6 protein-coding genes are annotated in these 6,662 nt (G+C 46.3%); 5 read left to right on the forward strand and 1 reads right to left on the reverse strand.

What is annotated here, in order from left to right; translation table 11 throughout:
• The 5 genes from LZ11_RS05420 to LZ11_RS05440 all read left to right on the forward strand — a co-directional run bounded on the left by LZ11_RS05420 (position 1) and on the right by LZ11_RS05440 (position 5,921).
• A complete protein-coding gene (locus tag LZ11_RS05420) occupies positions 1-1,338 on the forward strand; it encodes a replication-associated recombination protein A (protein WP_148866887.1) in 1,338 nt (445 codons plus the stop codon).
• A 61-nt stretch (positions 1,339-1,399) separates the two neighbouring features.
• Positions 1,400-1,789: an Asp23/Gls24 family envelope stress response protein gene (locus LZ11_RS05425; protein WP_148866888.1), complete on the forward strand. Its 390-nt coding sequence runs from the start codon at positions 1,400-1,402 to the stop codon at positions 1,787-1,789.
• Positions 1,790-1,899: 110 nt separating this feature from the next.
• The gene (locus LZ11_RS05430; protein ID WP_148866889.1) at positions 1,900-3,606 is read left to right on the forward strand and encodes an ABC-ATPase domain-containing protein; all 1,707 of its coding nucleotides are present in this window, start codon (positions 1,900-1,902) and stop codon (positions 3,604-3,606) included.
• 273 nt (positions 3,607-3,879) lie between these two features.
• On the forward strand, positions 3,880-4,749 hold the full coding sequence (locus LZ11_RS05435) for a DUF4349 domain-containing protein (RefSeq protein ID WP_148866890.1): 870 nt from the start codon (positions 3,880-3,882) through the stop codon (positions 4,747-4,749).
• 353 nt (positions 4,750-5,102) lie between these two features.
• Complete coding sequence (locus tag LZ11_RS05440) at positions 5,103-5,921, forward strand: sigma-54-dependent transcriptional regulator family protein (RefSeq protein WP_148866891.1); 819 nt, start codon at positions 5,103-5,105, stop codon at positions 5,919-5,921.
• Between the two features lie 486 nt (positions 5,922-6,407).
• Here LZ11_RS05440 and LZ11_RS05450 read toward each other — a convergent pair.
• Positions 6,408-6,662 (reverse strand): ATP-binding protein (locus tag LZ11_RS05450; protein WP_170240301.1); only part of this gene is annotated, 255 nt, incomplete at its 5' end.

The raw sequence follows: 6,662 nt of genomic DNA on the forward strand, positions 1-6,662 counted from the left end.
ATGGATTTCGAGCAGAGCTCGCTTTTTGACGGCGAGATCAGGAAAAGCGCTCCCCTGGCCGACAGGATGCGGCCCAGGAATCTGGACGAATTCGTCGGTCAGGACCACCTGCTGGGCAGGGGTAAGATTCTGAGAAAATTAATAGAAAGCGACCAGATAACCTCCATGATACTCTGGGGTCCCCCGGGGGTGGGAAAGACGACACTGGCCATGATAATAGCCGAAATGACCAGAGCCAGATTCGTCACCTTCAGCGCCGTGCTGTCGGGGATCAAAGAGGTAAAGGAGGTTATGAAGGAGGCCCAGGAGCGCCGCAGGTACGGCCAGAGGACTCTTGTCTTTATCGATGAGATCCACCGCTTCAACAAATCGCAGCAGGACGCCTTCCTGCCTTACGTAGAAAAGGGCGACATAATCCTCATCGGCGCCACCACGGAAAATCCTTCCTTCGAGCTGAATTCAGCTCTACTCTCCCGTTCGAAGGTCTTCGTCATGAACTCTCTTTCTCCGGATGACCTGATGGTATTACTAAAGAGGGCTCTTAGGGACGAAGAGAGGGGATTGGGACGATTTAAGGTTCAGGCTGAGGACGAGCAGCTCCATAAAATCGCGGTATTTGCCGATGGCGACGCCCGGATCGCCCTGAACACCCTGGAAATCGCAGTATTGAGCTCGGTACCCGACGAAAGCGGGCAGATACGAATAACCGACGAGGTGCTCCGGGAAGCCTTCCAGAGAAAAACCCTTCTTTACGACAAAGGGGGCGAGGAGCATTATAACCTGATTTCGGCCTTCCATAAGTCCCTGAGGAACAGCGACAGCGATGCCGCGATGTACTGGCTGGCCCGGATGCTGGAAGCGGGGGAAGACCCGCTTTATGTAGCAAGGCGCATGATCCGCTTCGCCTCCGAGGATGTAGGTCTGGCGGACCCCGGAGCCCTGGAACAGGCGGTGGCGGCCTACCAGGCCGCCCATTTTATAGGGATGCCCGAATGCAGCGTAAATCTCGCTCAGGCTGCGGTGTATCTAGCCCTGGCTCCGAAATCCAATTCCCTTTATACGGGCTATGCCCGGGCCAAAAAGGACGCCCTGGAGACCCTGGCTCAGGGAGTGCCGTTCCACCTGAGAAATGCCCCCACCAGGCTTATGGAGGAGCTGGGCTACGGCAGGGGTTACAAATACGCCCACGATTTCGAGGATAAAATAGCCGATATGGAATGCCTGCCCGACAACCTGAAGGGCAGGCAGTATTACATCCCCACCAACCAGGGCCTGGAAAAGAGTTTTAAGGAGCGAAAGGAGTTCCTGGAAAAATTGAAGAAAAAATTGAAAAATTAACAGGAATTTGGTGGGCCGTGAAGAATATAAAATTATACCAGATAAGAGGGGGGAAGGTTTAATGGAAGGCAGGACCAACATAAGTGAGAACGTATTCATAGAGGTAGCCAGGGAAGCAATGAATAAAGTTGAAGACGTTTTCCGCGAGGAACGCAAGGGTGCCCTGTCGGGACTGACGAAAATTTTTGCCGAGAGATTTGCACCGCAGATTACGGTCAGAAAGAGCGAGCCGGCTGAAGGCGAAGAGGGCCTTGGCAGTGTTTCCTTCGAGGTAAAGCTGAGCGTGGCGTACGGCGTCAAGATACCGGAGGTGGCCCAGAAGGTAAGGGAAAAGATAATCTCCGAAGTAGAGGCGCTGACCGGATACAAAGTCGAGAAGGTGGATATCGTAATAGATAGAATCGTAAAGCCGGAAGAATTACAGGAAGAAAAAAAGGAAAAGACCTCCTGATTTACCTGACGACCCAAACGTGAAACACGGCAGCCGTGTAAAAAACCACGGCTGTCTTGTTTTTTGCATCAATTCTTTTTTTGGGTTATCATATTTAATGAGGTGGTACGATGAGATCCAAAGAAGACTTGAAAAAAATCATCGCGAGGATCAACGGCAAGGGATACAAGGCATATAAAGAAATACAGGGGGACTACGATTTCGGCGGTTTTGTTCTTTACATAGACCACGTCCAGGGTGACCCCTTCGCCTCACCTTCCAGGGTAAGGCTCAGGGTTGATATGAAACGGGCCGGTTTTCCGGCGGAACTTTTTAAAACCCCCGTAAGAACCACCGCTCTGGAGGATTTTCTGGCAAGGCAGGCGGCGTCAATTATCCGGAAACTGCCGCGGGTAAACGGCACCGGAGGCAGCGGAGAGATCTATATAGATAAAGGCGGGCAGGAGATTTTAAAGCGCACCGCCGTAAAGGTATGCCCCGATTATGTGGAGGCGAGGCTTTCCGTGGGACTTCCTGCCTTCGGGAGGAGGATCAACGGTGGGGGTGCCGAAACGCTGTTTTTCTCCAACCTCCCCGAGATAGCCGAAAAAGCCCTGCTTTACCGGAATGTAGATGCCGTATCCGCGAAAAAATGGGTGGAGCTCGCCGAAGACCAGGAATACCTAAGGGATCAGTTGAAGAAAAGGCGCCTAGTGGCTTTCGTCGCCGACGGCTCGATCCTTCCAAGGGAAAGCGGAATAAGCGACAGGCCCATGAAGGGGGACAGGGTGGTGCCCTTCAAGTCCCCCGAAAGCCTTAAGGTGACTTTCGAGCTCCCCAACGCCGGTGTCGTTGAGGGTATGGGCATACCCGAAGGCGTCACCCTTATCGTAGGGGGAGGCTACCACGGGAAAACCACCCTGCTGTCGGCATTGCAAAGAGGGGTGTACAACCATATCCCCGGTGACGGTAGAGAATTCGTGATAACCGTGAAGGACGCGGTGAAGATCAGGGCCGAAGACGGGCGCCGGGTGGAAAAAGTGGACATAAGCCCGTTCATAACCAATTTACCCGACGGGCAGGATACCAGAAAGTTCAGCACCGAGAACGCCAGCGGCAGCACCTCCCAAGCGGCCAATATCATGGAAGCTGTCGAAATAGGTACAAGCCTGCTCCTTTTGGATGAGGACACCTGCGCTACCAATTTCATGATAAGGGATGCGAGAATGCAAAAGCTCGTCGCCAAAGAGAAGGAACCGATTACGCCCTTTATAGACCGGGTGCGGCAGCTTTACGAGGAGCTGGGGATTTCAACGGTACTGGTCATGGGCGGGAGCGGCGACTATTTTGACGTGGCCGGCTGCGTCATAAAGATGCAGGATTACCGCCCCTACGACGTTACGGAGGAAGCCCGGCGGATAGCCGCCCAAATAAAGACCGACCGCAGGGTGGAAAGGACTGAGGGTCCCATCGCGGTTACCCCCAGGGTTATTCTAAAAGAGGGCCTGGAGCTTCGGGGGAAGAAAAAAGTGAAGTCCAGGGACGTGGACACCCTGCAGTACGGCGGGGAATATATAGAGATGGATTATGTGGAACAGCTGGTGGACCGCAGCCAGACCAGCGCCGTGGGCGAAATCATCAGGTACGCCGTCGAAAAATACGTGGACGGCAGGAGGACTCTCAAGGAAATCGTGGACATGGTCTTTGCCGATATAGAAAAATACGGCATCGATATCGTTTCGACCTTTTACGGAAAACACCCCGGCAACCTGGCCCTGCCGAGGCCCCAGGAGGTGGCAGCGGGGCTTAACAGGTACCGGGGACTTAGAGTGAAATAAACTTGCCAACCCTTCAGAATCCGAAAGAGGCTCAAAGGCCTCTTTTTTTTTTAAACAACTGCTGCTCCGCATGAACGATTGCTGCGTCTTTCACAGGCTGTTTTATAAAAAATATGCTGGATATCAAAATGATTAGAGGAAGTGTGTATTTTTTAGCGAAATATATAAATATAATGAAAATAGTATCCGAACCGAGGCCAATACTACGAAGACTAGAAGGTGCTTTTAAGGAACGAGGGTAGATAATCCAATTTTAGTGAGGGGGCAACTTTTATGAAAAAAATACTCATTGCGATATTACTTGCTGCTTTTATCCTTGCAGGCTGCGGCGCAAAACCCGCTCGGAGGAGCGGTGAGAATCAAACGGCTGCACCCGATTACGGGCAGAACAATATGGCCGTGCAGGATATGGCCGTGCAGGATGCGAGAACACAGGCGCCCCAGGAGGGCAGTAAAAACTTGCCTGGTACCATTGACAGGAAAATAATTAAAAACGGCACCCTTCATCTGCAGGTCAACGATTTGAAAAAAACGGAAACGCAGGTTTTCAGCCTGATTCAAGAATACGGCGGGTATATCCAGAGTTCCTCGTCAAGAGACGAAAATAAAGAAGTCTGGAGTGAAATAGTAGCCCGGGTGCCGTCAGATCGCTTCGAAGAATTTTTCGGAAGGCTAAAACAGCTCGGGAGAGTAAATTACGACAATATTTCCACTCAGGATGTGACCGAAGAGTACATCGACCTTTCGGCAAGGATTAAAGTCCTGAAAGCGCAGGAAGAAAGGCTCATTAGACTTTTGGCCAAAGCCGAAAAAATAGAGGATTTATTGAGGATAGAGAATGAGCTTACCAGGATGAGAAGCGAGATCGAACAATTGCAGGGAAGGATAAATTATCTTGACAGGGCCACTGGTTATTCCACGGTCAATATCAGAATACAGCAGCAGGTGACGGCTTATCCCGAGACCGGAAATGCACCGGGGAATATTCTTTATAAACTGAAAGACGGGTGGATAACGTTTTTCAATTTATTGATCGCAGTAGTAGAAACTCTGGCGTGGGTGTCGCCGTATATCATACTTACGGCTATTTTTACAGTCGTATATTTGAAATATCTGAAGAAAAATACCGGCAAGGGTGCATAGGTTACGGTCTAACCCTTATCTTAAACGGCCTAATGCATCAGGTGGTATAAAAAGCAGCATACAATCCGAATTAGGGTAGTACCATAAGCCCCTTGTCTTCAAAGACCGGGGGCTTTAACTTTAGCGATATCAGGCGGGAGGAGATGTAATTGAAAATCATCAGCATATATATATCACTGTTACTGTAAATGACGCAATATTACAAAAATATATTCGAACTGCATTCCTGAAAATGATATTTTGTTTCCAAAATAATGGCAAAAGGTTTTATAATGATAAAAATATATGTACAAGCAGCACACAAACGGAATTTAAATATGATCATTTTTTATCCATCGAGGAGGATTTTAAAGATGCATGACATTCTTAAAGTTACAAAAGAGTGTCGTGAAATCTTTATATCCTATGGCAAATTGTTTTGTGAGAGAGTAGATCCTAGAATAGAAAAACTTAAAAAGGTGTTGGATAATGAATCGTTGATTATTAAAAAGACTCAAAACAAGGTGATAATATCTATGTTAGAAAATTTTATACAGGATAATTTAGTTTATAGTGGATTAATTAAGATGGGTTATTTTTTGATATTATGTGATAGCGAAGGATATGTAATAAAGTTGATACATAATGATCATTTAATGGACTATTTTAAAGAAATAAATCTTGTAGAAGGGGCAAGTTTAAGGTTAGAAGATAGCGGAACAAATGCAATAAATCTGGCAATGGAGTACAAAATGCAAGTAGAAATATGCGGGGAAGATCATTACTGTGAATTATTTAAAAATTGGTATTGCACTGCAATGCCCGTAATGGATTATAATGAAGCAGCCATAGTAGCATATCTTAACCTATCCTGTTTAAATTATCAGAGCATTAATAACCAGAGTTTGATTCTGAAAAATATTGTGAATCAAATTGAAAAACAGCTATTATTTAGTCATGAAAATAATTGTATGCAAGGTAGAAAGCTAAATCATACGGATAAAGTAATTCTATCATACCTAGCGCGTGGTTATACAAGAAAATCTATTTGTGCATTAGTACATAAATCCGAAAGTTCATTAAAAAGGCGTTTATATAAACTCTACAATTTATTTAATGCAGATAACGATCTCACTTTGGTCTTAAACGCTATAAAAGCAGGTGTAATAGATCTAAATGGAAATATATTATAGTACACAGGCGGTTCGCATTTTATATTAAATACGACAAAAATCGACTGAAAAAATGGACGATTTGGTACGTTTACAGATTTTACAAGATGACATATGATAAAGTTGAAGCATAGCTGTGTGCAGATGATGAATTGGGCACATAAATGCGTATGTATAGACCTTTCTTATGATATTATAGCTTTGTAAAGATTAAATTAAGAGGTAAAAACATTAATTAAAGATGGTTAATTGTAAAATTAAATGCGACAGTAAAAAAAGTTGAACCATAGCATGAAACCCGATATGTATGTTGGTTGACAAAAAACTAACACATATGGAGGGTTTCAGCTATGGTTCTTACTAAAGAGTATACCACATCACCACCCACTTTTAAACACCTTACACCCTACGAAAGAGGTAAAATTTGTGCCCTGCTTGTTTTTTGCAAGAGGAAATTCCCCATTTTTGCAAAGGTTTTTCCCCAGGCACCGGTGGGGAATTTTTATGTTAACTTAATTGCCTCATGAGTGATTGCCTCATCCGGTAGCTTTGACCATCAAAGATCAACAGGTAACTGTGGTGTATTAGTCGGTCAATCATTGCTGCTGTCATCTGCTCATCGTAGAAAATGCTCGCCCAGCGGCTGAATTCCAGGTTAGTGGTAATTACTACACTGCGACGTTCATAGCAGTCCGAAATCACCTGAAACAGCAGTTGCGCCCCTTCGCGGTCCAAAGGAACATAGCCCCATTCGTCGCAGAT

This window comes from Thermosediminibacter litoriperuensis (genome assembly GCF_008124715.1).
GTDB classification, from domain to species: domain Bacteria; phylum Bacillota; class Thermosediminibacteria; order Thermosediminibacterales; family Thermosediminibacteraceae; genus Thermosediminibacter; species Thermosediminibacter litoriperuensis.

What these genes read in the sequence shown, in the direction of transcription:
- LZ11_RS05420 (WP_148866887.1), top strand. Translation starts at nt 1, where the DNA reads ATGGATTTCGAGCAGAGCTCGCTTTTTGACGGCGAGATCAGGAAAAGC.
- LZ11_RS05425 (WP_148866888.1), top strand. Translation starts at nt 1,400, where the DNA reads ATGGAAGGCAGGACCAACATAAGTGAGAACGTATTCATAGAGGTAGCC.
- LZ11_RS05430 (WP_148866889.1), top strand. Translation starts at nt 1,900, where the DNA reads ATGAGATCCAAAGAAGACTTGAAAAAAATCATCGCGAGGATCAACGGC.
- LZ11_RS05435 (WP_148866890.1), top strand. Translation starts at nt 3,880, where the DNA reads ATGAAAAAAATACTCATTGCGATATTACTTGCTGCTTTTATCCTTGCA.
- LZ11_RS05440 (WP_148866891.1), top strand. Translation starts at nt 5,103, where the DNA reads ATGCATGACATTCTTAAAGTTACAAAAGAGTGTCGTGAAATCTTTATA.